The organism is Ruegeria sp. CDSB013 (assembly GCF_059611165.1).
This window is the reverse complement of the sequence record NZ_JBXWPA010000004.1, coordinates 106,176-130,377: the sequence shown is the minus strand read 5'-3', so window position 1 is coordinate 130,377 and position 24,202 is coordinate 106,176. Positions and strand designations below refer to the sequence as shown.

The following is a 24,202-nucleotide window of genomic DNA, read 5'->3' as shown; positions in this document are numbered from 1 at the left end:
TACTAATTCGTTTTGTTTTTTCCACGCCGCGCGTATCTGAGTAGGACGCCAAGAACCGTGCTGATAATGTCAGGCGACAGCATCCCGATCGGATCGCGTTTGAGACCGACAATCATGTTGCGCGCTTCGGTGACATTGTCCCGGACTTCATCCTCAATGTCGTGCAGCGCCATATCCCGCAACTCGACGGCCGCTGAGGTATCAGTTTCGGCCGTCATGGAATTTGCGACCAATGCGAGGATTACGGCCAGAACAAAGTTCACCCCGGCCACTATGATTGCCGCCAGAGACTTTGACATGGTCTCGGACAGCCAAAAGAACCCGGCGACGTTTAGCATGATAACCGCCAGCCCAACGGCCAACCCGGCAGCGGCATAAAAACCCGTGCGCTTTGCCGCGACGGCCAGTTGCCGTTGTGCAATCAACCGTTCAGCGCGCAGGATGATCGAAATGTTACGTGAAATACGGCTCATAATTCAGACTCCTACCGGGAACGGCCCAGAAGATAGCCAAGCGTGAAAATCCCAAGGGCGAATAGGATCGGCCTTTTATGTGGAAACTCCTCAAGCTCAGTCATGACCTCTTCTAACTGCGTTGACCACTCATCCAAACTTTCGACAATTCCGTCCGTCATCGATTTGTGTGGATCAGCTTGTTTACCGCTGTTCGAATCTGCGACGCCATCTCGTGCGCTGGACTGTTCGGCCAGCTGACGCCGCAACTCTGCGACTTCGGCTTCTAGCTGTGCTTTGGTTACCATCACTTGGGTCCTTTGATGGTCGCGCAAAAATCAGGCTCGCGACTTTTTCCTTTGTCGAGGGCCATGTTAATTCGATTTTTTGAATTCGGGAAAGGGTGTTATCCCGATGCAGCGATCAGCACCCGGTCCGGATGTGATCAAGCCGGCGCACGCGCTATCCGTTTATCAATAGTCCGATACCAGCAGGAAATCGGGCTTTGTGTCTTCCTCAATCGTTGCAAAGCGCGGAATGGGATCCTCGAACACATTGTCGGTCCGGTCATCGTTGACAGTCGATACCTCGCCAATCAGGCAGTCGCCCTGTTCCGCCCAGAATGCGTGCCAGATACCCGGCATCAGGGTCACGCTCTGACCGGGTTTCAGCCGCAGCAACTCACCAGGCTGGATGGTGACAGGGCAGTTGTCACTGGGAACAACCACCGGGTTATCCCGGTCTATACCGCCGTCCGGGTCCGAGGTATAAATCTCCATGACCAGATCACCTCCGCCCCGGTTGATGATGTCTTCGGCCTTGATGATGTGGCGATGCATCGGGGATAGTTGTTTGTCCCGAGAAACCAAAAGCTTCTCCGCATATAGCATTCCGCGACCTTTGTTCAGATCCTGCACATCGCCATTGCGCAGGGTAAATAGGAACAGGCCGAGTTCATCAAACCGGCCTTGACCATAGTCGGTAATGTCCCACCCGAGGCCGCGGTCACGGATGCCTTGTGCCTGTGCGCTGCGCATTTGTTCCGGCGACCAGTTTGCAAAGGGGGGCAGGACGGCCCCGAACGAGCGAATGAAGGCCTCGGCTTCGGTCTTGATGTTGTTGATATCTGATCTTTTCATCTCGGTCCCTCAGGGGGTCAAAGTTCATGCGCCCAGGGCGGGTTTGCGCCTGCGCGGGAAACGGTGATGGCGGCGACGTCTGCACCTTTGGCTAACGCCGCGCGCAAGTCGTCCTGGCCCAACGTCCGCAGATTGGACTTGGTCAATCGACCTGTTCGGTCCAATTCAGCAAGGACTCCGGCGTTGAACGTGTCACCGGCACCCACCGTATCGACCACCTCGACCGCTTTGACTGGCACCGAGGTTTCGGACCCGTCCGCCAGATATCCCGAGGCCCCATCACTGCCGCGTGTTACGATAACTACGGACGGTCCTGCTTGCAGCAGCAAAGGTACTTTCTCCGCCAGTGTTTCAGGTCCCGGAACGATCCAGTCCAGATCCTCATCCGAGACTTTGACGATGTCAGATTGTGCAATCATACGGTTTAGCCGGGTGCGATACCGCGTTTGATCCTTGATAAATCCCGGCCGGATATTTGGATCCAGCATGACCGCTCGGTCCGCTCCGTGACGCTCAAGCAGGGCTGCATAAGCATCAGCGCAGGGTTCGCACGCCAGGCTAATCCCGCCAAAATACAGCGCCGATGCAGCAGGCAATTGTTTTGGCATATCCTCAGGGGTCAACATGCGCCCGGCCGAGTTTTCGTCGACAAAGTTGTAGCTGGCATGGCCATCTTCCAGCTGGACAAACGCCAATGTCGTTGGGCGATCCGATCGGATCACATGGCTGGCGTCTACATGGCTGGTTTGCAGCGCGTCCGCCAGTTGCTGTCCGAACATATCCGACGATAGCCCGGTCAAAAGACCCGCTGGCGCGCCTAGCCGACCCAGCGCTACGGCTGTGTTGAACACTGCGCCGCCGGAGTGGGGCACGAATCCGCGCGACCCAGAAACGGTTGGCTCGGCGATCATGTCTATCAGGGCTTCACCGCAGCACAGAATCATGCCGTGGTCCTTTCTGTAACAGGGTCAGGCGGCCAGTTTACCGCGCGAGCGCACTTTTACAGAAATTGTTAGCGCCAACAATGCCAAATTCATCCTGCTCGGACACATACAGGTTCATTGAACGCCGCAAGTCACTGAACCGCCCGCCGGCGTTAAAGGCATCCCGGAACGCATCCTTGAACAGCCACCGGTTTTTCTCGGCGACGCCACCCACAAGGAAAACACCTCCTGTCGGCATGTAGGCGACAGCCAGATCGCCCATAATAGCCCCAAGGTGGGTTTTGAACATATGCGCAGATTTGACCGCAATCGGGTCGGATTCCGCCAGCGCGTCCTGCAGTATATCCTTGGCGTTGCGCCTTGGAGCATCGGACTGTCCAGCGGCCATGCTGGCGGCTTGGTACAGAATGGGAAGGCCGGTTCCGCTGAGGAACATTTCCGCTTCGAGCACTAGGCTGTCTTCAAAGAAGCATTCGGGCGCGATATGGCGTGCCGCTTTGAAGACTTCGACCTCATCCTCGTGGCGTGGGGACAGCCCGACATGGCCTCCTTCGCCCGACGCGGTATGGTATCGCCCTTGGGAATACAGCAATGCGCCTACGCCTAGGCCAGTGCCGGGGCCGACAACCAGCCGGGTTCCGACCGGCGGTGTCTCAGCCCCTTGCAGGACCTCGACATGGTCACCGGTGATTTCGGCGACCGACCAGGCGGCCGCGGTGAAGTCATTGATAACAAAGGTGTGTTGCGCGCCTGTTGCCTTGCCGATGTCGCTTTCGGACAAATCAAGATGCGCATTTGTCAGGCGGATTGTCCCATCTTTGACCGGACCTGCTCCGGCCGCAACGACGGCGCGTGGGTCTGTGCCAACCTCGTCACGAAGGCTGTGAAATGCATCCAGAAGCTCTTGCAACGACCCGGTTGGGTATTTGCGAAGGTCCGTCAGTTGTCCGTTCGAGATGACACCCAGTCGTGTATTTGTGCCACCGATGTCCGCGACAAGATTCCAGTGCTCGTGCATGGTTCCGGCAGGCTGAGCCATCGGCAGGGAAACAGACCCACCGGCCAAGGCCGATTTCAGCGCGTTGTACGAGGCTTTTGGCGTTCGTTCGAGCGTATCGAAATCTACATCAACCAACCCGAACCGCTTTTCATAGCCAAAGGACCACTCGTAATTGTCCAGCAGCGACCAGATGAAATAGCCCTTGACCGGAACACCTTCGTCCAGCGCCGTCTGTACCGCACCAAGGTGCTGGTTGAGGTAGTCAATTCGGTCGTCATCTTGCTTGCGTTCCGGGCTCGCCATGCCGTTTTCGGTGACATAAATCGGCAAGTCGCCGGTATAATCGCGCTTCGTACGGGTCAGAAAGCGGGTCAGGGCATCGGGTTCAATCTCCCACCCCATCTGTGTTTTGGGAAGCGGGCCGGGTACTTCTTCCAAGCTTGGCCATACGGTATCGGTAGGCGCGATCAGTTTTCGGGTATAGTAGTTCAGACCGCACCAATCGACGGGTGCACCAATGGTGTCAAAGTCGTCTTGCCAGCCGGACGGAAGATGAGGTTCCAACCCGTCCAGAACATTTTGCGGATAGGCTTTTTTGAACACACCACCTAGGAAAAACCGGTTGTAAATCCCGTCATAAAGGTCGGCCGCCTTGCGTGCAGCGGGGCTGTCATCGGCAGGTTCGGCCCATTCCAGATTGAACACAGCGCCCAGGTTTGACATGCCCAGACCACGCATCGCTTCGATGGCGCGGCCATGAGCCAGCAGAACATGGTGCATCGCGCGAGCCGTGGCGCGGATGTCGCGCATTCCGGGCGCGTGATGCCCTTCAAAATGGCTCAGCCAGCTGACGCACCACGGCTCATTGATCGGCGCAACACTGTACATACGGTCGCCAATGCGGCCCATGATGACCTCGGTGAAATCGGCGAACCAATTTGCGATATCCCGGTTGCGCCAGCCGCCCAGATCTGCAAGCGGAGAGGGCAATTCCCAATGATACAGGGTCGCACAGGGGCGAATGCCGCGTTCCAGCAGCGCGTCGGCGAGCCGGTCGTAAAAATCCAGACCTGCCTGATTTACCGGGCCACGCCCTTCAGGCAAAACGCGCGCCCAGCTTGTCGAGAACCGGTAGCAATCAAAACCCGCGTCCCGCACCAGATCGAAATCCTGTGGAAAACGGTTCAGGTGGTCACAGGCCAGATCTCCATTCTCGTTTCGCACTACGTTTCCGGGTGAAGCGGCAAAACTATCCCAATGTGTTTTCCCCGCACCGCCCTGTGCGTGGCCTTCGATTTGATAGGCAGAGGTTGCGACACCAAAGAGAAAGTCTTTGGGGAAGTCCGAACGAGTGTATTTCATTTTTCAGAACCTGTTGGGAGCGGGGCCGGTCGAGCCGCCAACTACCAGTTCGGCCTCCAGCAATCTAGTTTTTACCGGGTCTTCCGGAGATTTGATGCGTTCGATCAGCATTTCAGCGGCTATTTCTCCGGCTCGACGCACGGATGACCGTGTGGCCGTGAAAATTGGCACATCCTGACCGTTTTTCAGATAAGAAAGATCGTCGTCATGGGCGATGACTGATACGTCCTTGCCCATCTTCAACCCCGCCTCGTTGAGAGCACGGCGCACACCGATCGCGGAAATCATGGATGCGGTCAGGATGGCCGTAGGTGGGTCATCCAGGCGAAGCATATCGCGGGATTCATGGTGGCCATAAACCTCGGTCATCTCGGCGCTGCGCATCAATTCCGGGTCGGGGGACAGACCTGCCTCATGCAGGGCCTCAAGATATCCGTCGCGGCGACGTTGAGCGAAATCCATATCCTCAAGCCCGTTGATCAGGGCAATGCGACGATGCCCAAGGTCGATCAGAAACCGGGTGGCGCGCAGGAACGAACTTTTGTTGTTCACGTCGATCCAGTCATAAGGCACGTCCACCCCGGTTGACCTGCCATGAACAATAAAGGGCACGCCCATTCTGGTCAGGACCTCGATCCGGTGTTCGTTGACTTTGGGGCCTTGCAAAACAATACCATCGACCGCGCCACGCTGGAAAAGACTGCGATAGGCTTCCTCGATCGAGGTGTCATCTGCATTTGTGAACATCATGTCATATCCATGATCCGAATACTTGCGTGCAGCACCGGCGACAAAATCACCAAAAATCGGGTTTACCATTTCATGCTGGGATGAGGAGGGAATCACGTGCCCAATCACCATCGAGCGGCCTGTTGCCAATCCCTTGGCCCGGCTGTTCGGCCGGTAGCCATGCTTGGCAGCGGCGGCTTGGACGCGCAGGCGCGTGTCCTCGTTCACCTCGGGGTAGCCATTCAGCGCGCGGCTGACAGTGGTTTGAGATAAACCAAGGATTTCTGAGAGCTGCTTTAGATTCATCTTCGCCTCAAAGCGCCTTCAAATTTGATCATTTGCAGATTTGCAGGCGCTTCCCGCCCGACTGTCACATCTTGCTGACACTGCCCTGAATATTTATAATATGGGCATCAGTAAACAGATTATTGACAAAATTTGAATGTTAGCGGATAAAGTGCGTCATCCAAAGCGCTTTGAAAAAGAGTCTCAAAAGCGCGAGCAAAGTTGGGAGGAAACTTCATGAAACACTCGCTTTATGCGGGCGCGGCCACGTTCGCCCTGATGGCGGGCGCAGCGTATGCCGACAAGGTCACCGTGTTCGGCCCGTGGCTGGGGCCTGATCAGGAAAATGTCGAAAAGGTTTTGGACGGCTTTGCCGCAGCGACCGGGCATGAGTACAGCTATGTCGGCTCGGACAGCTTTGAGCAGCAGATCAGAATTGATGCCGAAGCCGGATCGGCGCCCAACGTAGCAGTGTTTCCCCAACCCGGTCTGGCATCAGATATGGCCAAGGCGGGATTCCTGACGCCCCTGAGTGAAGGAACTGCGGATTGGATTCGCGACAACTATGCGGCCGGCCAGTCGTGGGTGGATCTGGGAACCTATCAGGGCCCGGACGGGCAGGACCATCTGTATGGGTTTTTCTACAAGGTCGACGTGAAATCGCTGGTTTGGTTTGTGCCGGAGAACTTCGAAGACGCCGGCTATGAAATCCCGACCACAATGGAAGAACTGAAGGCGCTGACCGATCAGATCGTTGCAGATGGTGAAACGCCATGGTGCATCGGGCTGGGGTCCGGCGGAGCGACCGGTTGGCCAGCGACTGACTGGGTTGAAGACATGATGCTGCGCACGTTGCCGCCCGAAGATTATGACGCCTGGGTCGCCAACGAATTGAAATTTAACGATCCTAAGGTTGTCGCCGCGATTGAAGAATTCGGAGCGTTTGCGCGCAACGATGATTACGTGGCCGGCGGAGCCGGTGCGGTCGCGACAACTGACTTCCGCGACAGCCCGAAGGGTATGTTCAGCTCGCCTCCGCAGTGTTACATGCACCGTCAGGCCTCGTTCATTCCCGCCTTCTTCCCCGAAGGTACGGTTGTGGGCGAGGATGCTGACTTCTTCTACTTCCCGGCCTATGAAGGCAAAGACCTCGGCAGCCCGGTCCTTGGGGCCGGCACAGTTTGGGCCATTACCAATGACAGCCCGGGCGCGCATGCGCTGATGAAATACCTGGAAACGCCCGAGGCGCATGAAGCCTGGATGGCTCTGACCGGGTTCCTGACGCCGCACAAAGGCGTCGATACCTCGGTCTTCTCAGACCCAACGCTGAAGAAGATGAACGACATTCTTCTGGGGGCCACCACCTTCCGGTTTGACGGTTCCGACCTGATGCCGGGCGGCGTGGGTGCAGGCACCTTCTGGACTGGAATGGTCGACTATACGGGCGGAACACCTGCCCAGGACGTCGCCGACGAAATCCAGTCCTCATGGGACGCGCTGGACTAAAGCGTCTGAGATTGGGCAACCCGCTCTGTCGGGTTGCCCGAACCCATCGTCGCAAGGGAGAGCGGCATGCACCCGGCATTTCAAGGCCTGCTGACCATCGCCATCGGCGTGTCAGGTTGCGTGGGCTATTTCTATCTATCCAATCAGTTTCTGGACAGAGTTCTTTTCCCGCCTCGGGGGCCGAATGCTGGCCGCAATATCAACCGCGCGAACATGATCCGGCCTTGGTTGTTTCTGTTCCCAGCGCTGGCTGCTTTGGGCTTGTATCTGGCCTATCCGGTTGTCGAAACCCTGCGCCTGTCACTGACTGATCGTGTCCCGGGCGGCGGCTACAAATGGGTCGGGCTGGACAACTATGTCCAGATGGCCAAGGAGCCCAAGTTTTGGGAGGCGATGCGCAACAACATGTTCTGGCTGATCATTGTGCCTGCAATGTCGACGGCCTTTGGCCTGTTGGTGGCACAGCTAACTGACCGCATTCGTTGGGGCAATCTCGCCAAGTCGCTGATCTTTATGCCAATGGCGATCTCGTTCGTGGGGGCATCGGTTATCTGGAAGCTGGTCTATGACACTCGTCCGGCTGAGCAAGACCAGATTGGCATGCTCAATGCGCTCTATATTTTCTTTGGCGGGACCGAGCCGCAGACTTGGTTGACGATACCGTTCTGGAACAGCTTTTTGCTGATGGTTGTCCTTATCTGGATCCAAACCGGTTTTGCCATGGTTATCCTATCGGCCGCCCTGCGCGGAATCCCCGAGGAAACGATTGAGGCCGCAATTCTGGATGGGGCTAATCCGTTTCAGATATTTTTCCGGATCAAAGTGCCGCAGATCAAAACCACTATCCTTGTCGTCTGGACCACGATTACGATCACCGTCCTCAAGGTCTTTGACATCGTTTTTGCAATGACCAATGGCCAGTGGGAAACGCAGGTCTTGGCCAACTACATGTATGACAAGCTGTTCCGCGCCAACGACTGGGGCGTCGGGTCGGCTTCGGCCATGGTGATCATGCTCTTAGTGGCTCCGATCCTTGTCTGGAATGTGCGCAACGCGCGGAAAGAGATGGAGTAGGGTCATGAGCGATATTGCAGGAACCAAACCCGCCCTTCGCTGGGTCGTCCATGCCTCGGTCCTCTTTTTGGTGGTGCTGTGGGTTGTGCCAACTCTGGGTCTTTTGATCTCGTCTTTTCGGACAGCGGATCAAATCGCAACCAGCGGCTGGTGGCGGTCGCTGTTTCCGTCCGAGCAGAACCTGACACTGCGCAGCGCTGCCCCGGATACCCAGGTACTCAAAAACGGGCTGTACGTGATCGAAGGCAATCTGTTTGACGAAGGGACGAAGGCGACAATCTCAAAATGGGGGATCAGCTCTCGCGCGATTGATGCCTTTGCCCCCGGCGAAACAGCTGAGCTGCGAAAGGGCGGCACAATCACCGTAGATGCCGCAGGGAATTACCGCATGGAGAACCCGGACGAGTTCACCGGCAGCCGCGGATCGCGTGTTTTTGTAACTGCAGAATTGCCGCCTGAGTTTACCTTAGACAATTATCACAAGGTTCTTCTGGCAGAAGACAGCACCGACAGTATGGGACGCGCATTTTTCAACACGTTGACCGTGACGATACCGGCAACGATCATTCCGATTCTCGTGGCGGCTTTTGCAGCCTACGCGCTGGCTTGGATGGATTTCCCCGGGCGCGCTTTGATTATTGCGGCTGTCGTTGGCCTGTTGGTTGTCCCGCTGCAACTGGCCCTGATCCCGTTGCTGAAATTCCACCTAAATATCGGGATTGGCAAAGGATATCTGGGGGTTTGGATGGCACACACCGGGTTCGGGTTGCCGCTGGCGATTTATCTTTTGCGTAACTACATGGCGGGTCTGCCCCGCGATCTGATCGAAAACGCGCGGGTCGATGGCGCGACCGAGTTTCAGATCTTTACCAAGTTGATCTTGCCGCTCAGCTTTCCAGCGTTGGCGTCTTTTGCGATCTTCCAGTTTCTCTGGACGTGGAATGACTTGCTGGTCGCCAAGGTGTTCCTGATCGACGCATCCGGACAGACCACTGTCATGACCAACCGCATCGTTGAGCTTTTAGGCACGCGCGGTGGGAATTGGGAAATCCTTGCCACAGCGGCCTTTGTTTCGATCATCGTCCCGCTGATTGTTTTCTTCGCAATGCAAAAATATCTGGTCCGCGGTCTGTTGGCCGGGTCCGTCAAGTAGAGGCGTCTGATGAACGTGCAGAACACCGTAGAACTACATAAAGCAACCAAAGCGTCCGCCGATTGGTGGCGGGGCGGAGTGATATACCAGATCTATCCGCGCAGCTTTCAAGACAGCAACGGCGATGGTATCGGAGACCTCAGGGGTATCACCCAAAGGCTTGGTTACATCGCTTCGCTTGGCGTCGATGCCATCTGGATCTCGCCATTCTTCAAATCGCCGATGAAGGACTTTGGATACGATGTCAGCGACTACCGTGATGTTGATCCGATGTTTGGCAGCATGGAGGACTTTAAGTATCTCCTGGATCAGGCGCATTCAGTTGGGCTGAAGGTGATGATCGACCTCGTGTTGTCGCACACGTCGGATCAGCACCTATGGTTCAAGGAGAGCCGATCCAATCGCGAAAATGCCAAGTCCGATTGGTATGTTTGGGCTGATCCCAAGCCCGACGGCACGCCGCCAAACAACTGGCTGTCGATTTTTGGTGGGTCCGCATGGCAGTGGGATTCCCGACGCCTGCAATATTATCTGCACAACTTTCTGACGTCGCAGCCGGATCTGAACTTCCATTGCCCGGACGTGCAGGATGCATTGCTGGATGTTGCACGGTTCTGGCTGGACTTGGGCGTTGATGGTTTTCGTCTGGACACGATCAACTTCTATTTCCACGACAAACAACTGCGCGACAACCCTGGCCTGCCGATGGATCAGCGAAATGCCTCGATCGCGCCGATGGTGAACCCCTATAACCATCAGGATCACCTTCATTCCAAAAGCCAGCCGGAAAACATCGCCTTCCTCGAGCGGTTGCGTGCACTAACGGACGAATACGAAGGCCGCGCTTGTTTGGGCGAGGTTGGCGACGCGCAGCGCGGTCTTGAGATCATGGGCGAGTACACCAGCGGCGATAAACGCATGCATATGTGTTATGCTTTTGAGTTTCTCGAAAAACGCGCTTTGACCGCCGCGTACGCCAAGCAGGTGTTTGATCAGTTGGAAGAAAAGGCTGGCGATGCATGGCCATGCTGGGCTTTCTCGAACCACGATGTTCAGCGCCACGCGTCGCGGTGGGCGCTAGACGACGCTGCCATCCGTCAGCACGTCGTTTTGATGATGTGCCTGCGTGGGTCAGCGTGCTTGTATCAAGGAGAAGAGCTTGGCCTGCCCGAGGCGGACGTACCATTTGAACATCTGCAGGACCCTTACGGCATAGAATTCTGGCCGGAGTTCAAGGGCCGTGATGGCTGCCGCACTCCAATGGTTTGGGCTGCGCAGGACGAACAGTCCGGGTTCAGTACTGGAGCCCCCTGGTTGCCCGTCAGCCAAACGCAGGCCGAGCGTGCAGTAGACAGGTTAGAGCAAGACCCAAACTCCATGCTGCAACATTATCGCCGTGCCATTGCGCTACGCCACGCGCATTCCGCATTGATGTCAGGCCAACAGCGCGAGATGGCGCAGTCTGGACCGATCCTTGCCTTCCTGCGTGAGGACAATGTCCAACAGATATTCTGCGTATTCAATCTGGGATCTGACAGCGCGGAAATCACACTGCCCGACGGTAACTGGCAGGCAATCGGGCAAGAGTTGGGCGGCGTCGAAGGGGCGGGGACAATCACCCTCGACGCGGCTCAATTCTGTTTGATGATGCGCGAAAAGGAGTAAGCCATGTCGGAACTCAATCTCACGGATGTGGCAAAGACCTATGGCAACGTAGATGTGCTCAAAAACATCAACCTGGACATCGAACGCGGTGAACTGATCGTTTTTGTCGGGCCCTCTGGCTGTGGAAAATCTACGTTGCTGCGCATGATTGCGGGATTAGAGAAGATTTCGGGCGGAACGCTTGAGATCGAAGGTCAGGTGATGAACGATGTACCGCCCGCGCAAAGGGGCATTGCGATGGTTTTTCAAAGCTATGCCCTGTATCCGCACATGACGGTGCGCGAAAATATGGCTTTTGCATTGAAAATTGCCAAAATGCCGTCAACCGAGGTCGACGCGGCGGTTGATCGCGCCGCCCGTATCCTTCAGCTGGAACCGTTTCTGGATCGGCTTCCAAAGGCACTTTCTGGTGGCCAGCGGCAACGGGTTGCAATCGGTCGGGCGATCGTGCGCGATCCAAAGGTCTATCTGTTCGATGAACCGCTTTCCAATCTTGACGCAGCGCTGCGCGTCGCGACCCGCATTGAAATCGCGCGTCTGAAAGAGGCAATGCCCGACAGCACGATGGTCTATGTCACCCACGATCAGGTCGAGGCGATGACATTGGCCAGCCGGATTGTCGTCCTGGCCAACAAGGGGATCGCGCAGGTCGGCACTCCGCTTGAGTTGTATGAAACGCCCGACAATGAGTTTGTCGCGCAATTTATTGGCTCACCTGCGATGAACCTGTTGCCGGGGGTCATCACGCAGACTGGTGAGCGCACCGTCGTAAAACTGGATGGCGGTGGGACTGCGGTGACCAGCATCCCAACCGATGCAGCTGACGAGGGTAAACAGGTAAATATCGGAGTGCGTCCCGAAGACTTTCACCCCGTTGAAAGCAATCCGATTATGGAAGGAATTGTGGACTTTACCGAAGCACTTGGCGAGGTCACGCTGTTGTATTTTGCGGCCAAGGACGGGGAGGACCCCACAATCGCAAAACTGCCGGGGGTCCAAAAAAACATGCGGGGCCAAACCGTTGCCATTTCGGCAGATCCGGGCAAAGTTCATCTGTTTCACCAGGGCCTGTCTATGAGGAAATGACCGCGAGCCGCGCCTGATGATCGAAAGGTGCGGCACAGTACGCGAATGCCGCTTACTGTACAGTGTGGAACGTTGTCTATGCCCCGCAGTAGTAAGTCCCGAGTTCTGCGTGCGTTGCCAAATGCATGCAGTTTACGACTGTTTTTGGTGTGAATTCTTTCGGTCGGGCATGGCAAATACTTCTTTTCCCCTTTTGAATTGCGGCGCAAAGCCTAGTCCCGAGCTTGACGGGCAGCCGTGTCAATTTCTTACGAAACATTGCCAAAATAAGCTGCTCCGGTCTCAATATGTGACTGCGATCCCAGGGGGTAACTAGCCATATTTGCTAGATTAAATCGCAATCTGGACATACGAAATTGCCAATCCGTCACTTTTGGCCTGACAATGCTCCCGCAAAGTTCTAGCGTGGCAACCATAATAACAAAACAACACAGTCCAATAACGGGAGAACAAAATATGGCTGAACGGAAAACCGTTTCCAGACGCTCGGTCCTGAAAGGCGCAGGCGCAGCAGCGCTGGCAGCACCGCTTTACAGCAAAAGCGCGCTGGCATCTTCGGGTGAAATCAACATTCTGATGTGGTCGGACTATCTGCCGCCCGCATTCCTGCAAGAGTTTGAAACTCTGACCGGAATCAAGGTGAACTATACCGGTATCGGGTCGAACGAAGAAATCATCAACAAGATGAAGGCCACCAAGGGTCAAGGCTTTGACATCGTGTCGCCGACGAACAACCGCTCGCTTCAGTGGGGGCCGCTAGAACTGTTGCAGCCCTTCGACATGAATAAGGTTCCGATTGATCTGGTGAACCCTGCGATGGCGCAGATCGGCACTGACGCCTGGAACTTTGCTGACAGCGGCGTGCACTGGCTGCCGCATATCTGGGGTACAGAAGGTATTGCCTACCGCACCGACCTGTGGCTGCCCGAGGGCGACGCCCCGTCCTATGGGGACGTCTGGTCCGAAGCAAACGCAGGCAAGACCATGGGCCGCGCGCATTCGATGATGCTGGGTGCGGGTCTGTATATGGAAGCCTCTGGCGAGATGGAGCCTGGCTCTGTCTGGGCCGCGTACGGCGACGAAGACACCATGCGCAAGGTCTGGGGCCAAATCACTGACTGGTGCGTCGAGCGGAAGAACCGGATCAAGCTGATCTGGAACGATGCCGACACCCAGAAAAACGGCCTGTTGAACGAAGGCGTTATTGTCGGCCAGACCTGGGATGGTCCGCCGCTGGCGCTGAAATCAGCGGGTGAGCCGGTGCACTATCAGGCTCCGGTCGAAGGTGCGATGGCATGGGTCGACGGAATGTCGATGCCGACCGGTGCGCAGAACATCGATCAGGTTTATGCCTTCATCGATTTCGCCTATCAGGCCAAGCCTGCAGGTGTCGCCATCGACAGCCACGGGTACAACTCGCCAGTACTGGGTGCCGACCAATATGCGGGCGACACCTACAAGAAGAACTTCGCCGAGGCCTATCCGGGCGACTCGCTGGCAAACCTGAACCCATGGCCTGCTGAGGCTCCGTGGTATGCCGAAACTCGGACCGAGTTCGTCAACAAGTTCAAAAGCGCCTGATTGCTTTGACAAGGTGCCCTCCGCCACTGTGCGGAGGGCTATCAACCCGCATGCCAAAACGGCGTGACGGACGCTATTTCGGTGCGGTCATGGACTGTACCTGACGGAGATACCAAAAATGAGTGCAGGGGTCGGTGTAGATCTTGAGAACCTGTGGATCCGTTTCGGTGATTTTGTTGCCGTGAGGGATGCAAACGTGAACATCAACGGGGGCGATTTCTTTTCGTTTCTCGGTCCCTCGGGGTGCGGCAAAACAACGATCCTGCGGGCAGTTTCGGGCTTTCTTGAACCAAGCGAAGGCAAAGTTCTGATCGGCGGCAAGGATATGCGGGGCATCGGCCCGAACAAACGCCCGACCGCCCTGATTTTTCAGAACCTCGCGTTGTTCCCGCTGATGAAAGTGTGGGAAAATATCACCTTCTCATTGGAGATCAGTGGCGCAAGCGCAAAAGAGCGCCGAAAGCGTGCCGATGAGCTGCTGGACATGATCGCGCTGCCCGATCAAGGTGACAAGCTGCCAAGTGAACTGTCCGGCGGTCAGCGACAACGGGTTGCCATCGCCCGCGCGCTATGTGCGGAACCGGATGTACTGCTGCTGGATGAGCCGTTGTCCGCGCTGGACCTCAAACTGCGCCAGCATATGCGCACCGAGCTGCGTGAGATTCAAAAGCGCGTCGGCATCACCTTCATCTATATCACCCACGACCAGGGCGAAGCCTTGACCATGTCAGACAATATCGCGGTCATGCGGGCTGGTGTCATCGATCAAATCGCCGATGGCAAGACCATCTATAATGACCCCAACACTGCATTCGCCGCCTCTTTCGTAGGTGAAAACAACGTGTTCCGCGGCAAAATTAAACAGATAATGGGGAACGAAGCGCTGATTTCAACAAACCGGTCTGGTGAATTGGTTGCACGTATCTCGACCGCCAACCAAGGAAAGCTGAAAGTGGGCGATGACGCCATGATGTTCATTCGCCCCGAAGCTTTTGCGATCGCTGCCGATGGCGCATCAGGAGATCACTTTGTCACCGCGCGGGTGAACCACGAAGAATTCGAAGGTAACGTCTTCAACATCTTCACCGAAGGTGACGGCGGTAAAGAGATCAAGGTGTCCTTGCCAAACCTCGGCCAATCCTTCGATGACCACACAGGCCAAAACATCACGTTGGAATATGAGACCCGCAATGCGGTTCTGGTTCCGGCGGGTGAATTGGCCGCGGAATAAGGGGGCCGACTATGCCAGGCTTCCTGAAAGAATTCTTTAACCGAAACGGCATCGGCATGGGTGCCGCAATATTGGGTCTGGTCCTGTTCTGGACCATCGGCCTGATCATTCTGCCCCAGCTGTCGATGCTGGATTTTTCCTTCCGTCCGAACCTGCCACCGCCCGAGATTGGCGGGCCCAAGGACGTCTATACGCTGGAGAACTACAAGTACCTGATCTATGGCCCCGAAGGCGGTAGTCAGTCCTATAATGCCGTCGACCTGAGGGTCTTTTTCCGCACACTGCTGGCCGCAGTCTGTGTGACGATCTTCAATCTGATCCTCTGCTATCCGATTGCCTATTACCTGGGTCAGTCCAAAGGCAACCACATTCGCATTTTCGCGATCATGCTGATCATCCCATACTGGATCAACGAGATTTTGCGTGCCTTTGCCCTGCGGATCATCTTTGGTGAGACCGGTGTTTTGAATACCCTGTTCGTGGGGCTGGGCATCTGGGATACGCCGTTTGACTTTATTCGCAATGACATCGCGCTCTATGCCGGTCTGGGTTATGCCTACATCCTGCTGATGATCTTCCCAATGTACAACGTGATCGAAAGTCTGGACAAAAACCAGATCGAGGCCGCGCGTGATCTTGGTGCGCCATGGTGGCGGATTCACTGGCGTGTGGTCATTCCTTACGCCAAGCCAGGCATCAGCTCGGGCTGTACCATGGTGTTCATGCTAAGCGCCGGTGCGCTGGCCGCGCCGCAAATCCTGGGCGGACCGTCCAGTCTGTGGTTCACGCAGCTGATTTACCAGCAATTCAACGACAACAATGACTGGCCGCAAGGTGCCGCCTACGCCATCGTTCTTCTGGTGACATGTATCCTGTTCGTGCTGGCGATGATGCGCCTGTTCAAGGTGAACATGGGGGATATCGGGAAATGAATAATTCCTTCCTTCGTGTAAGCATCTGGGTCTATCTGGTCATCTTCTTCCTGTACCTGCTGGGCCCGCTGGTGATCATGTCGGTCACCGCCTTCAATTCGTCGGCCTTCCCACGGATGACGCCGTGGGAGTGTCTGACCTTCCAGTGGTTCGGCGAGCTGTTTCAGGATCAGCGCATTCTGAACGGTATCAAGAACTCGCTGATCATTGGCGCCGGAACGGTTGTTCTGTCGGTGGCGATGGGTCTGGCCGGTGCGCTGATGCTGACCCAGATCTGGCCCAAGTTGCGGGCGACCTACTATACGATCATAATCGCTCCGATCCTGATCCCGGGTGTTGTTCTGGGCATCTCGACTTTGGTGTTCTGGGATCGGATCAACCGGATGCTGGGACTGGGTGCAGATAGCTTCCTGTCCAACGGTATCTTCCTGACGGTAATCGGCCAATCTACCTTCATTGCAAGCTATTGCATGCTGGTTCTTGTGGCGCGCCTGCAGCGTTACGATGTGGCATTGACCGAAGCGGCACTGGACCTTGGTGCAACGCATGCTCAGGCTTTCCGCAAGATCCTGTTGCCCTTCATGCGTCCTGCGATCGCGTCGGCTGCTGTGCTGGCATTCCTCGCTTCGTTCGAGAACTACAACACGACCACTTTCACCTTTGGTGAATACCCGACGCTTACGATCGAACTGGCCCAAAAGGTGCGCTACGGCATTACACCCGCCATTTCGGCTCTGGCCTTCATCATCGTGGCGTTGACAGTGTTCTTTGCCTTGTTGAACGAAGCCAAGCTGAAGCGTCAGGAACTGGTGGCCGCAGCCCGCAAGAGCGCCACAGTTGAGGAGCTGGCCGGCAAGATTAAGCTGCCCAGCTTCTTTGCTGGCAACATGGCGGCTGTCCTGCTGGTTGTGTTTGCGGTTGCGACGATCACTGTCGTTGGCACCGCAACGGCCTACAACCCCGGCCAATGCATCGCCAATGTGAAAGAGCAGAAACGCCTGGAAGCCGAACAACGCATTCAAGAGTTGCGCAAGCAGCGCGAAGAACAGCGTAAGAAGCGCGAGGCCGAAGAAGCCGATCAAGGTGGTGCGCAGCAATCCACACCGAAACCATCCAACAACAGTGGTTTTGGCAATGTCTTCGCGCCGAATACTCTGGGTGGTGATGCCGAGGAGGAGAGTTCAGATACTGAAACTCCGCCTTCAAACAACGGTGGCTTTGGGGGGGTGTTCGATCCCAACAGCCTGCAGACTGACCAGTAGGTTCCGAAGTTAAATCCTAAACGTGCGCCCGGAGAGGCTATTCCTCTTCGGGCGCGTCTTTCTGCGTGACAGCAACGTCACAGGCGTCAACGACGTCACCGTTCCATGCGACCGGTTGCGCATTGTAATTTATTAGGAAAACATGCGTGGCCGTCTCGCGACGGCGCAACCCCTTGGGCATCGGATGAAGGGCAACGTCGGTTTTGCGCGCGGCCATTTCAACAACCCGGTCCCATAATGTGTCATCCGGGAAACCTGCCAGATACCAAAGACGATTTTCACCCAAAAGCGCAGGGGTGCCATCTGCAAATGTCAGCAAATTGGGGGCAGTACCCGAAACCCTGTCGATCCAATGTTGCGCCGCACCGCCGCCATCGACGCCACGGCGGATGTTGGGCGGCAGGGTCTCGACCAGATCGACGTCGCATTTCAGACCGTTCAGACCGGGTCGTTCCCGGGGAATCTGGAAATCATGTGTGATCGCCCCGCTGCGTGGACCTAGGATGAGCAGATCACAGGCCTCCGCCAATTGACGTTCCAAATTGTCGCTCATGGTGGCTATCCCAGGAGCAAGGATGAACTTGTAGCCAACGCGCGGAATGTTGGTTGAGGACACGAAGTCCACAGACAAGCCCGCCCGCCGCAAAGCGCGATACGCCGAGAAAACCAGACGGAAATAGTCAAATCCCGCGCCTTGGGGCTGTGTCGACCAAGCCCAATCCGAGGCGTAGTCGAACAGGATGGCCACCTGGGCCCGTGTTTGCACAACGTTGCCGATTTCTGACAACGCGTCCGAAGTCTGCTTTGCCTCGGTCAGGGCCGGGGCAGGGCGGTTGTTGGGTGTCAGCAGCCCCGCATGCATTTGCTCTTGCGCAAACGGCGCCTGCCGCCAGCGGAAATAGCTGACAACCTCTGCACCATGCGCCACTGCCTCTAGGGACCACAGCTTAACCATTCCGGGTAGTGGTGCCGGATTGTACGGGGCCCAATTCACCGGGCCGGGTTGCTGCTCCATCACCCACCAACGCCCGCGGCCGACCGCGCGATACAGGTCATGATGAAAAGCCTGCATGTCTGGATCGCCCTGCTGAAGAAAGGCGGTTTTGTGGGCTTCATCCGCCTCAAGCCGATCAGAGAGGAAACCGATTGGATAGCTGTCCCATGTGGCGATATCCAAATCTTCGCCAACCTTGAAATGATCGAAATCCAGCACTCGGCCCATATAGTTGTGCAACAAAGGTGCATCGGTCAAAGCGCGCAGTACATCTGCCTGGGCTTTGTTATACGCAACGACCTGATCCGAACTGAAACGCCGGAACGCCAGAACATGCGCCGGGTTGGGTTCGGTTACTGTCAGATTGGGCAGATCAATCTGGTCGAAATCGCGATACTCCATCGCCCAGAATATGTTGCCCCATGCCTCGTTTAGCGCGTCAATTTTGCCGTATTGATCCTTTAGCCAAAGCCGAAAGGCATGCAGAGCGGCGAGGCCATAGCTGACGGTCGTATCGTGGCAGCCATATTCATTGTCGATTTGCCAAGCAGCAATATTCGGGTTTCGTCCATAGCGCTCGCCCATGATCCGGGCAATGCGGACGGATTCTTGGACATAACCCGGATGGCTAAAACAATAATGCCTGCGCGAGCCGAATTTGCGGGGGTTTCCTTGCGCATCCACTGCCAGCATGTCGGGATATTTCTCAAGCATCCAACGCGGAGGTGTCGCAGTGGGTGTCCCCAGCACAACCTTGAGCCCAGCCGCCCCAAGCGTTTCGATTGCACGGTCCAGCCAATCCAACTGCAGATCGCCTGGAACCGGCTCCATTCGGCTCCAGGCAAACTCACCGATCCGGACCCAGCTTATGCCAGTTTCAACCATTCGAGCCGCGTCTTCGGCCCACATGGCCTCGGGCCAATGTTCCGGGTAATAGCAAACACCAAGTTCTGGTTTCATAGAAGGACTCTGTGTTCTGCCTGGCCTGTGCCCGCGTCCAATGCGCCAAAGGTCATGCCATTGGTTGGTTGTGTTTCAACAGTGTCTGCGTCCAACCCCTGACGGGCAGTGGTGCAAAACAGCGTCGTCAGATCGTCGCCGCCAAAGGCAGGGCAAGATGTATGTGCGGCCTGAAACGAGACCGCATGCCGAAACCGTCCGTTCGGGTCGTAGCAGGCGACACGGTTTGCCCCCCATTGGGCGATCCAGATATTGCCTTCTGCGTCGACCACAGCGCCATCGGGATAAAGGTCATCAGCGCTCAGGTCGAGAAACACCGTGCTATTGCCTTCGGGCCAGCCCGTGTCAGGCTCCAGCGAGCAGCGCCTGACCTGTTGTGTGACTGTATCGGTGTAATAGACGCAGGACCTGTCTGAGGAAAAACAGATCGCGTTCGAGATTGTGACCTCGGGCACAAGCAGGCGCAGCTCACCCTGCCAGTACCGATAGATCGCGCCAGCCTGCTTTTCAGCGTTCTTTCCCATCGTCCCGATCCAGAACCCGCCCCACGGGTCTGCGCGCCCGTCATTGGAGCGGGTGACCGGGTTGTTCGCCTCAAGCGAGACGATCAGGTCTTTTTGACCACTGTTCAAACCAAACCGCCACAGACCGGTTTCCGAGGCCATCATTATTGTATCCCGGTCCACCCAACCTGCCGCTGAGACATGTTCCGAAAACTGCCAGCCGTGTTGCTCGCCCGCTGTCTGCGTCATCAGACGTTTGTTGATGATGTCGAACCAGAACAGTTGCTTGCGTTCAGGATGCCACAGAGGCCCTTCGCCTAGCTCACATGGACGGTCGTCAAAAACAAAGCTCATCCAGCTGCCTCGTCATAGGCAGCGACGATCCGCTTGGCCTGACCGGCAATTTCCGCGACGGACATCCCCGGTTTGAACAGGGCCGATCCGATGCCAAACCCGTCTGCCCCAGCCTTGATCCATTCGGCGAAGTTCTCAGGTCCAGCGCCACCAACGGCATAGACCAAAGTACCCGATGGCAATACGGGTCGCAGTGCGGCCAAACCACTTGGCCCGGCGGTGACACCCGGGAACAATTTCAATCCCGTCGCGCCAGCCTTAAGCGCAGCAAACGCCTCGGTCGGGGTATAGACGCCCGGCCAGCTTTGCATGTTTAGTGCGACAGAACGCACAATAACCTCGGCGTCATAATTCGGGGAAACGATCAGCTTACCGCCAACTTGTGCAACGGCTTCGACCTGTTCGGGGGTCAGAACCGTGCCAGCGCCGATCAGAGCTTGATCGCCGAATGAGCTGGCCAACGATTCAATGCTGTTCAGCGGGTCAGGCGAATTCAACGGCACCTCGATCTTGTCGATACCGGATTCGATCACGGCATGGCCTACATTGACGGCTTCTGCTGGTTGCAAGCCACGCAAAATGGCGATGATGGGTCGGCTCATGCGGTTTGCCTCGTTAGTTTGCGGGCCTGCGACAGGCCTGCCAATGTACATTGGGTTGCACTAGCGGTGTCCACGAAAGCACCCTGCAGTTGCAACGCGCCCGCATAGATTTGGGAAATCCCTTCAGCGCCGATGATTGCCAGCTGCTGCCCCAACCAATAGGGGCGTGTTGCGCCCAGTTCAGCCCCGATCAAGAGCCCGGATAATTTTGCCCGGGCTGTCCCCTTGTCCTGATCGTGCAACAAATCCGCCGCCCGCAGTCCAAACAGACGTGCAGCCAATTGTTCGGGTTTTGACAACGTGTCTGCCGTAGCTTCTGCAAAGGCATCGGCGTCCCAGCCGTCACCGACCGAATGCTTGAGCACTGATTGCTCGGAGAGAAGCTCAAACATCTCACCTGTCATGAACGTTCGAAAGCTCACGACTTCTCCAGCGCTGATCTGAACCCATTTTGAATGCGTCCCGGGCAGGCAGATAACCCCGTCCCAGTTCGGGCGGGTTGCCAGAAAGCCAGATATTTGAGTTTCCTCACCGCGCATAACGTCCGGCGGTGCGTTCTGCTTCAGCCCAGGCACCACGAATGCGCGTATCCGGGCATCGGTACCGGGTACCCGTATAGGCGCATCCGGCAGCGGTGCTGACGGGACGGCCGAGTAGGGTGCTTCGACCCAGCCTTGCCGCGCACCGACCATGCCGCAGGCCACAACGTCGACAGGTTCAGGACCCAGCCAGTCGGCGATCAGGTCAAGCAAGGCAGATTGAAACGCATCTCTGCTCAGCCGGGCCATTCCCCGATCAGACTGGGATTGCGCCAGTACGGTGTCGCCTTGCATGGCCCAGGCCCGCAGTTGGGATGTTCCCCAGTCGACAGCTATCCACTCTGCATTCATGGCTTTACCCCGTTACTACAACGCCGCCATCGACGGCAATGCACTGTCCGGTCATCGCGCGGCTGGCATCCGAGGCCAGGAACAATGTCGGTGCGATCATGTCATCGGGCGTCAGGTGTTCTTTTAGGCACTGGCGCTCCAAATGCGCCGCCAGGTCTTCGGGCGTGGCCCACATATCAAGTTGCTTTTGCGTCAATACCCATCCGGGAGCCAGCGCATTGATACGAATTTTTTGCGGCCCCAATTCGCGTGCCAAAGATCGCGTCATCCCGGTAATCCCGGCATTCGACGTCGTATAGATAGGGTACCCCGCATTCCCCATCATGTAGCTAATTGAGCTGAAGTTGACGATTGATCCGCCTTTGCCAGCCATTTGGCGCGCGGCCTCCTGACAGGCGAAATAGTAGGCCTTGAGATTCACCTCGATCATCCAATCCCAGAAGTCGGGGGTGGTTTCGTCAAGCGAGTGGCGTTTGTCATTGGCTGCGTTGTTGACCAACACATCCAAAGGTCCGTGTGCCTCGGCAGCCTTTTGCATTGTGGCGTGCAGCAATCCGGTATCCGTCATGTCGCCCTGCATGAACAGCGGCGCGCGGCCATGTTTGTCGCGCATTTCCTCAACGAATGCGCTGGCGTCCGAGCGGCCGATAAAGGCAACGTTTGCGCCCTGGGCCAAAAAACCGTCTGTCAGGGCGGCCCCGACACCAGAGCCGCCGCCGGTAATATAGACCGAGGCGCCGTTTAGATCGTGAAAAGTGGCTGGATGGTCCATCAGTGGCTCTCTCTGGTCACAAGGCGGGTGTCTTTGCCGACGAGGAAGTCTAGGTCCGCGCCCTGATCGGCTTGCAGCACGTGGTCGACATAGAGTTTCGCATAACCGCGCGTGTAGTGCGGATCATCCGGTTGCCACGCGGCGCGGCGGGTTTCCAGCTCCTCAGCGGCGACAAGCAACTCCAATTCCCCGTTGCTGGCAGAAACCCGGATACGGTCCCCGGTGTTGACGAGTGCCAGCGTACCGCCTGCCTGTGCCTCGGGGCTGACATGCAGGATGACGGTGCCATAGGCGGTGCCGGACATGCGGGCGTCGGATATGCGGATCATGTCGCGGACGCCTTCCTTCACCAGTTTGGCCGGGATCGGCATGTTGCCGACCTCGGGCATGCCGGGATAGCCCTTTGGGCCGCAACCCTTCAGGACCAGAATGGTTTCAGACGTTACTGGCAGATCATCCCGGTCAATATTTGCTTTCAAGTCTTCGATGCTCTCAAAAACGTAGGCCTCGGCTTCTGTTTCCAGTAGCGCATCCGTCGCGGCCGAGGGTTTCACAATGGCCCCGTTGGGCGCGAGGTTACCGCGCAGCACGCGCAGACCAGCGGCGGGTTTCACCGGATCGTCGAAGGGGCGGATGACGTCGGGGTTAAAGCATTCTGCCCCTTCAAAATGCGCCGAGATATCTTTGTTCAGAACGGTTTTTGCAGGGCGCAGGAAGGGTTTCAACTCGTTCAGAACCACGGGCACACCGCCTGCGTAGCAGAAATCTTCCATCAGGTATTTCCCTGAAGGCATGCAGTTCACCAGTAGCGGGATTTCCGACCCGATTTCAAAGTCTTTCAGCGTCAGGTCTACGCCCACGCGGCCCGCCAGCGCGAGTAAATGCACCACTGCATTGGTCGAGCCGCCAACGGCTGCATTGGCCAGAATGGCATTTTCGAACGCTTCCTTGGTCAGGATGTCCGACGGTTTTAAATCTTCGTCCACCATCTCCACAATCCGTTTGCCTGTCAGATGCGCCAGCGCCATCCGGCGGGCATCAACTGCTGGTAGGGCGGCGTTGGTTGGGAGGGACATGCCCATTGCTTCGACCAACGATGCCATGGTCGAGGCCGTGCCCATGGTCATGCAGACCCCGGCGCTGCGTGACATGCCGGACTCGGCGTTCATGAAATCCTTCAGTGTCATCTCACCCGCGCGCACAGCTTCTGAGAATTTCCAAACATCCGTGCCCGAACCAATGTCTTTTCCCTGGTACTTCCCATTCAACATCGGGCCAGAGCTGACCACGATAGAGGGCAGATCTACCGAAGCGGCCCCCATCAGCTGCCCCGGCGTGGTCTTATCGCAACCACCCAACAGGACTACGCCGTCGATGCCATAGGCGCGAATAGATTCCTCGACATCCATTGCCAGCAGGTTGCGGAACAGCATGGCGGTGGGCTTCATTTGGGTCTCGCCCAGCGACATGACGGGAAATTCGACCGGAAACCCTCCAGCCTCCCACACGCCGCGTTTGACACCCTCGGCCAGATCACGCAGGCCCGAGTTGCAGGGTGTGAGTTCCGACCACGTGTTGCAGATGCCAATGATCGGACGACCATCGAAGGCGTGATCAGGAAAGCCTTGGTTCTTCATCCACGATCTGTGGATAAAGCCATCCTTGTCCAGCTTGCCATACCAATGCTGAGAGCGGCGTTTTTTTGTCATTATTTTCAGCCTTTCAA

At 56.7% G+C, this 24,202-nt stretch carries 21 protein-coding genes and 1 pseudogene; 9 read left to right on the top strand and 13 right to left on the bottom strand.

Annotated elements, in window-relative coordinates; all coding sequences use genetic code 11:
- Positions 1-2: 2 nt before the first annotated feature.
- From AC2FJF_RS08925 to AC2FJF_RS08895, 7 genes and pseudogenes are all read right to left on the bottom strand, one after another.
- Positions 3-473, bottom strand: coding sequence for a phage holin family protein (locus tag AC2FJF_RS08925; RefSeq protein ID WP_496724766.1), 471 nt, complete (start codon positions 471-473; stop codon positions 3-5).
- An 11-nt stretch (positions 474-484) separates the two neighbouring features.
- The gene (locus AC2FJF_RS08920) at positions 485-760 is read right to left on the bottom strand and encodes a hypothetical protein (protein ID WP_496724764.1); all 276 of its coding nucleotides are present in this window, start codon (positions 758-760) and stop codon (positions 485-487) included.
- A 165-nt stretch (positions 761-925) separates the two neighbouring features.
- Positions 926-1,591, bottom strand: a complete 666-nt coding sequence (locus AC2FJF_RS08915) for a D-lyxose/D-mannose family sugar isomerase (protein ID WP_496724762.1) — start codon at positions 1,589-1,591, stop codon at positions 926-928.
- A gap of 17 nt (positions 1,592-1,608) precedes the next feature.
- On the bottom strand, positions 1,609-2,535 hold the full coding sequence (locus tag AC2FJF_RS08910; protein ID WP_496724760.1) for a carbohydrate kinase family protein: 927 nt from the start codon (positions 2,533-2,535) through the stop codon (positions 1,609-1,611).
- Between the two features lie 37 nt (positions 2,536-2,572).
- A complete protein-coding gene (locus tag AC2FJF_RS08905; RefSeq protein WP_496725214.1) occupies positions 2,573-3,553 on the bottom strand; it encodes a glucokinase in 981 nt (326 codons plus the stop codon).
- 42 nt (positions 3,554-3,595) lie between these two features.
- A pseudogene (locus tag AC2FJF_RS08900) lies at positions 3,596-4,897 on the bottom strand (GH1 family beta-glucosidase); the annotation flags it as partial.
- Positions 4,898-4,900: 3 nt separating this feature from the next.
- On the bottom strand, positions 4,901-5,932 hold the full coding sequence (locus tag AC2FJF_RS08895) for a LacI family DNA-binding transcriptional regulator (protein ID WP_496724758.1): 1,032 nt from the start codon (positions 5,930-5,932) through the stop codon (positions 4,901-4,903).
- A gap of 216 nt (positions 5,933-6,148) precedes the next feature.
- On the opposite strand from AC2FJF_RS08895, the gene AC2FJF_RS08890 reads away from it, so the two are divergent.
- The 9 genes from AC2FJF_RS08890 to AC2FJF_RS08850 all read left to right on the top strand — a co-directional run bounded on the left by AC2FJF_RS08890 (position 6,149) and on the right by AC2FJF_RS08850 (position 17,401).
- A complete protein-coding gene (locus tag AC2FJF_RS08890; protein ID WP_058276650.1) occupies positions 6,149-7,417 on the top strand; it encodes an ABC transporter substrate-binding protein in 1,269 nt (422 codons plus the stop codon).
- A 66-nt stretch (positions 7,418-7,483) separates the two neighbouring features.
- A complete protein-coding gene (locus tag AC2FJF_RS08885) occupies positions 7,484-8,491 on the top strand; it encodes a carbohydrate ABC transporter permease (RefSeq protein WP_496724756.1) in 1,008 nt (335 codons plus the stop codon).
- A 4-nt stretch (positions 8,492-8,495) separates the two neighbouring features.
- Positions 8,496-9,644 carry a carbohydrate ABC transporter permease gene (locus AC2FJF_RS08880; protein ID WP_282169572.1) on the top strand — a complete coding sequence of 383 codons (1,149 nt, stop codon included), beginning with the start codon at positions 8,496-8,498 and terminating at the stop codon, positions 9,642-9,644.
- Between the two features lie 9 nt (positions 9,645-9,653).
- Positions 9,654-11,309 (top strand): alpha-glucosidase, encoded by a 1,656-nt coding sequence (locus tag AC2FJF_RS08875; protein ID WP_282169571.1) that lies wholly within the window; start codon positions 9,654-9,656, stop codon positions 11,307-11,309.
- A gap of 3 nt (positions 11,310-11,312) precedes the next feature.
- Entirely contained in the window at positions 11,313-12,395 is a 1,083-nt protein-coding gene (locus AC2FJF_RS08870; RefSeq protein WP_496724754.1) for an ABC transporter ATP-binding protein, read from the top strand.
- Between the two features lie 456 nt (positions 12,396-12,851).
- A complete protein-coding gene (locus tag AC2FJF_RS08865; RefSeq protein ID WP_108859641.1) occupies positions 12,852-13,976 on the top strand; it encodes an extracellular solute-binding protein in 1,125 nt (374 codons plus the stop codon).
- A 118-nt stretch (positions 13,977-14,094) separates the two neighbouring features.
- Positions 14,095-15,207: an ABC transporter ATP-binding protein gene (locus AC2FJF_RS08860; protein ID WP_496724752.1), complete on the top strand. Its 1,113-nt coding sequence runs from the start codon at positions 14,095-14,097 to the stop codon at positions 15,205-15,207.
- Positions 15,208-15,218: 11 nt separating this feature from the next.
- Positions 15,219-16,139, top strand: coding sequence for an ABC transporter permease (locus AC2FJF_RS08855; RefSeq protein ID WP_058272003.1), 921 nt, complete (start codon positions 15,219-15,221; stop codon positions 16,137-16,139).
- A complete protein-coding gene (locus tag AC2FJF_RS08850) occupies positions 16,136-17,401 on the top strand; it encodes an ABC transporter permease (RefSeq protein WP_496724750.1) in 1,266 nt (421 codons plus the stop codon). Before AC2FJF_RS08855 ends, AC2FJF_RS08850 begins: the two co-directional genes overlap by 4 nt.
- 37 nt (positions 17,402-17,438) lie before the next feature.
- Here AC2FJF_RS08850 and AC2FJF_RS08845 read toward each other — a convergent pair whose 3' ends face one another.
- From AC2FJF_RS08845 to AC2FJF_RS08820, 6 genes are read right to left on the bottom strand one after another with little or no spacing between them, the layout of a single operon-like run.
- Positions 17,439-19,355, bottom strand: coding sequence for a beta-galactosidase (locus AC2FJF_RS08845; RefSeq protein ID WP_496724748.1), 1,917 nt, complete (start codon positions 19,353-19,355; stop codon positions 17,439-17,441).
- Positions 19,352-20,212, bottom strand: a complete 861-nt coding sequence (locus tag AC2FJF_RS08840) for an SMP-30/gluconolactonase/LRE family protein (protein ID WP_496724745.1) — start codon at positions 20,210-20,212, stop codon at positions 19,352-19,354. The genes AC2FJF_RS08845 and AC2FJF_RS08840 overlap by 4 nt, the downstream gene beginning before the upstream one ends.
- Positions 20,209-20,814, bottom strand: coding sequence for a 2-dehydro-3-deoxy-6-phosphogalactonate aldolase (locus AC2FJF_RS08835; protein ID WP_496724743.1), 606 nt, complete (start codon positions 20,812-20,814; stop codon positions 20,209-20,211). Before AC2FJF_RS08835 ends, AC2FJF_RS08840 begins: the two co-directional genes overlap by 4 nt.
- Positions 20,811-21,704, bottom strand: coding sequence for a 2-dehydro-3-deoxygalactonokinase (locus tag AC2FJF_RS08830; RefSeq protein WP_496724741.1), 894 nt, complete (start codon positions 21,702-21,704; stop codon positions 20,811-20,813). The genes AC2FJF_RS08835 and AC2FJF_RS08830 overlap by 4 nt, the downstream gene beginning before the upstream one ends.
- A gap of 4 nt (positions 21,705-21,708) precedes the next feature.
- A complete protein-coding gene (locus AC2FJF_RS08825; protein WP_496724739.1) occupies positions 21,709-22,476 on the bottom strand; it encodes an SDR family NAD(P)-dependent oxidoreductase in 768 nt (255 codons plus the stop codon).
- Positions 22,476-24,185 (bottom strand): IlvD/Edd family dehydratase, encoded by a 1,710-nt coding sequence (locus AC2FJF_RS08820; protein ID WP_496724737.1) that lies wholly within the window; start codon positions 24,183-24,185, stop codon positions 22,476-22,478. Before AC2FJF_RS08820 ends, AC2FJF_RS08825 begins: the two co-directional genes overlap by 1 nt.
- Positions 24,186-24,202 lie beyond the last annotated feature (17 nt).

What these genes read in the sequence shown, in the direction of transcription:
- AC2FJF_RS08855 (WP_058272003.1), top strand. Translation starts at nt 15,219, where the DNA reads ATGCCAGGCTTCCTGAAAGAATTCTTTAACCGAAACGGCATCGGCATG.
- AC2FJF_RS08890 (WP_058276650.1), top strand. Translation starts at nt 6,149, where the DNA reads ATGAAACACTCGCTTTATGCGGGCGCGGCCACGTTCGCCCTGATGGCG.
- AC2FJF_RS08925 (WP_496724766.1), bottom strand. Translation starts at nt 473, where the DNA reads ATGAGCCGTATTTCACGTAACATTTCGATCATCCTGCGCGCTGAACGG.
- AC2FJF_RS08865 (WP_108859641.1), top strand. Translation starts at nt 12,852, where the DNA reads ATGGCTGAACGGAAAACCGTTTCCAGACGCTCGGTCCTGAAAGGCGCA.
- AC2FJF_RS08880 (WP_282169572.1), top strand. Translation starts at nt 8,496, where the DNA reads ATGAGCGATATTGCAGGAACCAAACCCGCCCTTCGCTGGGTCGTCCAT.
- AC2FJF_RS08840 (WP_496724745.1), bottom strand. Translation starts at nt 20,212, where the DNA reads ATGAGCTTTGTTTTTGACGACCGTCCATGTGAGCTAGGCGAAGGGCCT.
- AC2FJF_RS08835 (WP_496724743.1), bottom strand. Translation starts at nt 20,814, where the DNA reads ATGAGCCGACCCATCATCGCCATTTTGCGTGGCTTGCAACCAGCAGAA.
- AC2FJF_RS08825 (WP_496724739.1), bottom strand. Translation starts at nt 22,476, where the DNA reads ATGGACCATCCAGCCACTTTTCACGATCTAAACGGCGCCTCGGTCTAT.
- AC2FJF_RS08820 (WP_496724737.1), bottom strand. Translation starts at nt 24,185, where the DNA reads ATGACAAAAAAACGCCGCTCTCAGCATTGGTATGGCAAGCTGGACAAG.
- AC2FJF_RS08830 (WP_496724741.1), bottom strand. Translation starts at nt 21,704, where the DNA reads ATGAATGCAGAGTGGATAGCTGTCGACTGGGGAACATCCCAACTGCGG.
- AC2FJF_RS08905 (WP_496725214.1), bottom strand. Translation starts at nt 3,553, where the DNA reads ATGCACGAGCACTGGAATCTTGTCGCGGACATCGGTGGCACAAATACA.
- AC2FJF_RS08920 (WP_496724764.1), bottom strand. Translation starts at nt 760, where the DNA reads ATGGTAACCAAAGCACAGCTAGAAGCCGAAGTCGCAGAGTTGCGGCGT.
- AC2FJF_RS08850 (WP_496724750.1), top strand. Translation starts at nt 16,136, where the DNA reads ATGAATAATTCCTTCCTTCGTGTAAGCATCTGGGTCTATCTGGTCATC.
- AC2FJF_RS08885 (WP_496724756.1), top strand. Translation starts at nt 7,484, where the DNA reads ATGCACCCGGCATTTCAAGGCCTGCTGACCATCGCCATCGGCGTGTCA.
- AC2FJF_RS08870 (WP_496724754.1), top strand. Translation starts at nt 11,313, where the DNA reads ATGTCGGAACTCAATCTCACGGATGTGGCAAAGACCTATGGCAACGTA.
- AC2FJF_RS08895 (WP_496724758.1), bottom strand. Translation starts at nt 5,932, where the DNA reads ATGAATCTAAAGCAGCTCTCAGAAATCCTTGGTTTATCTCAAACCACT.
- AC2FJF_RS08875 (WP_282169571.1), top strand. Translation starts at nt 9,654, where the DNA reads ATGAACGTGCAGAACACCGTAGAACTACATAAAGCAACCAAAGCGTCC.
- AC2FJF_RS08910 (WP_496724760.1), bottom strand. Translation starts at nt 2,535, where the DNA reads ATGATTCTGTGCTGCGGTGAAGCCCTGATAGACATGATCGCCGAGCCA.
- AC2FJF_RS08845 (WP_496724748.1), bottom strand. Translation starts at nt 19,355, where the DNA reads ATGAAACCAGAACTTGGTGTTTGCTATTACCCGGAACATTGGCCCGAG.
- AC2FJF_RS08915 (WP_496724762.1), bottom strand. Translation starts at nt 1,591, where the DNA reads ATGAAAAGATCAGATATCAACAACATCAAGACCGAAGCCGAGGCCTTC.
- AC2FJF_RS08860 (WP_496724752.1), top strand. Translation starts at nt 14,095, where the DNA reads ATGAGTGCAGGGGTCGGTGTAGATCTTGAGAACCTGTGGATCCGTTTC.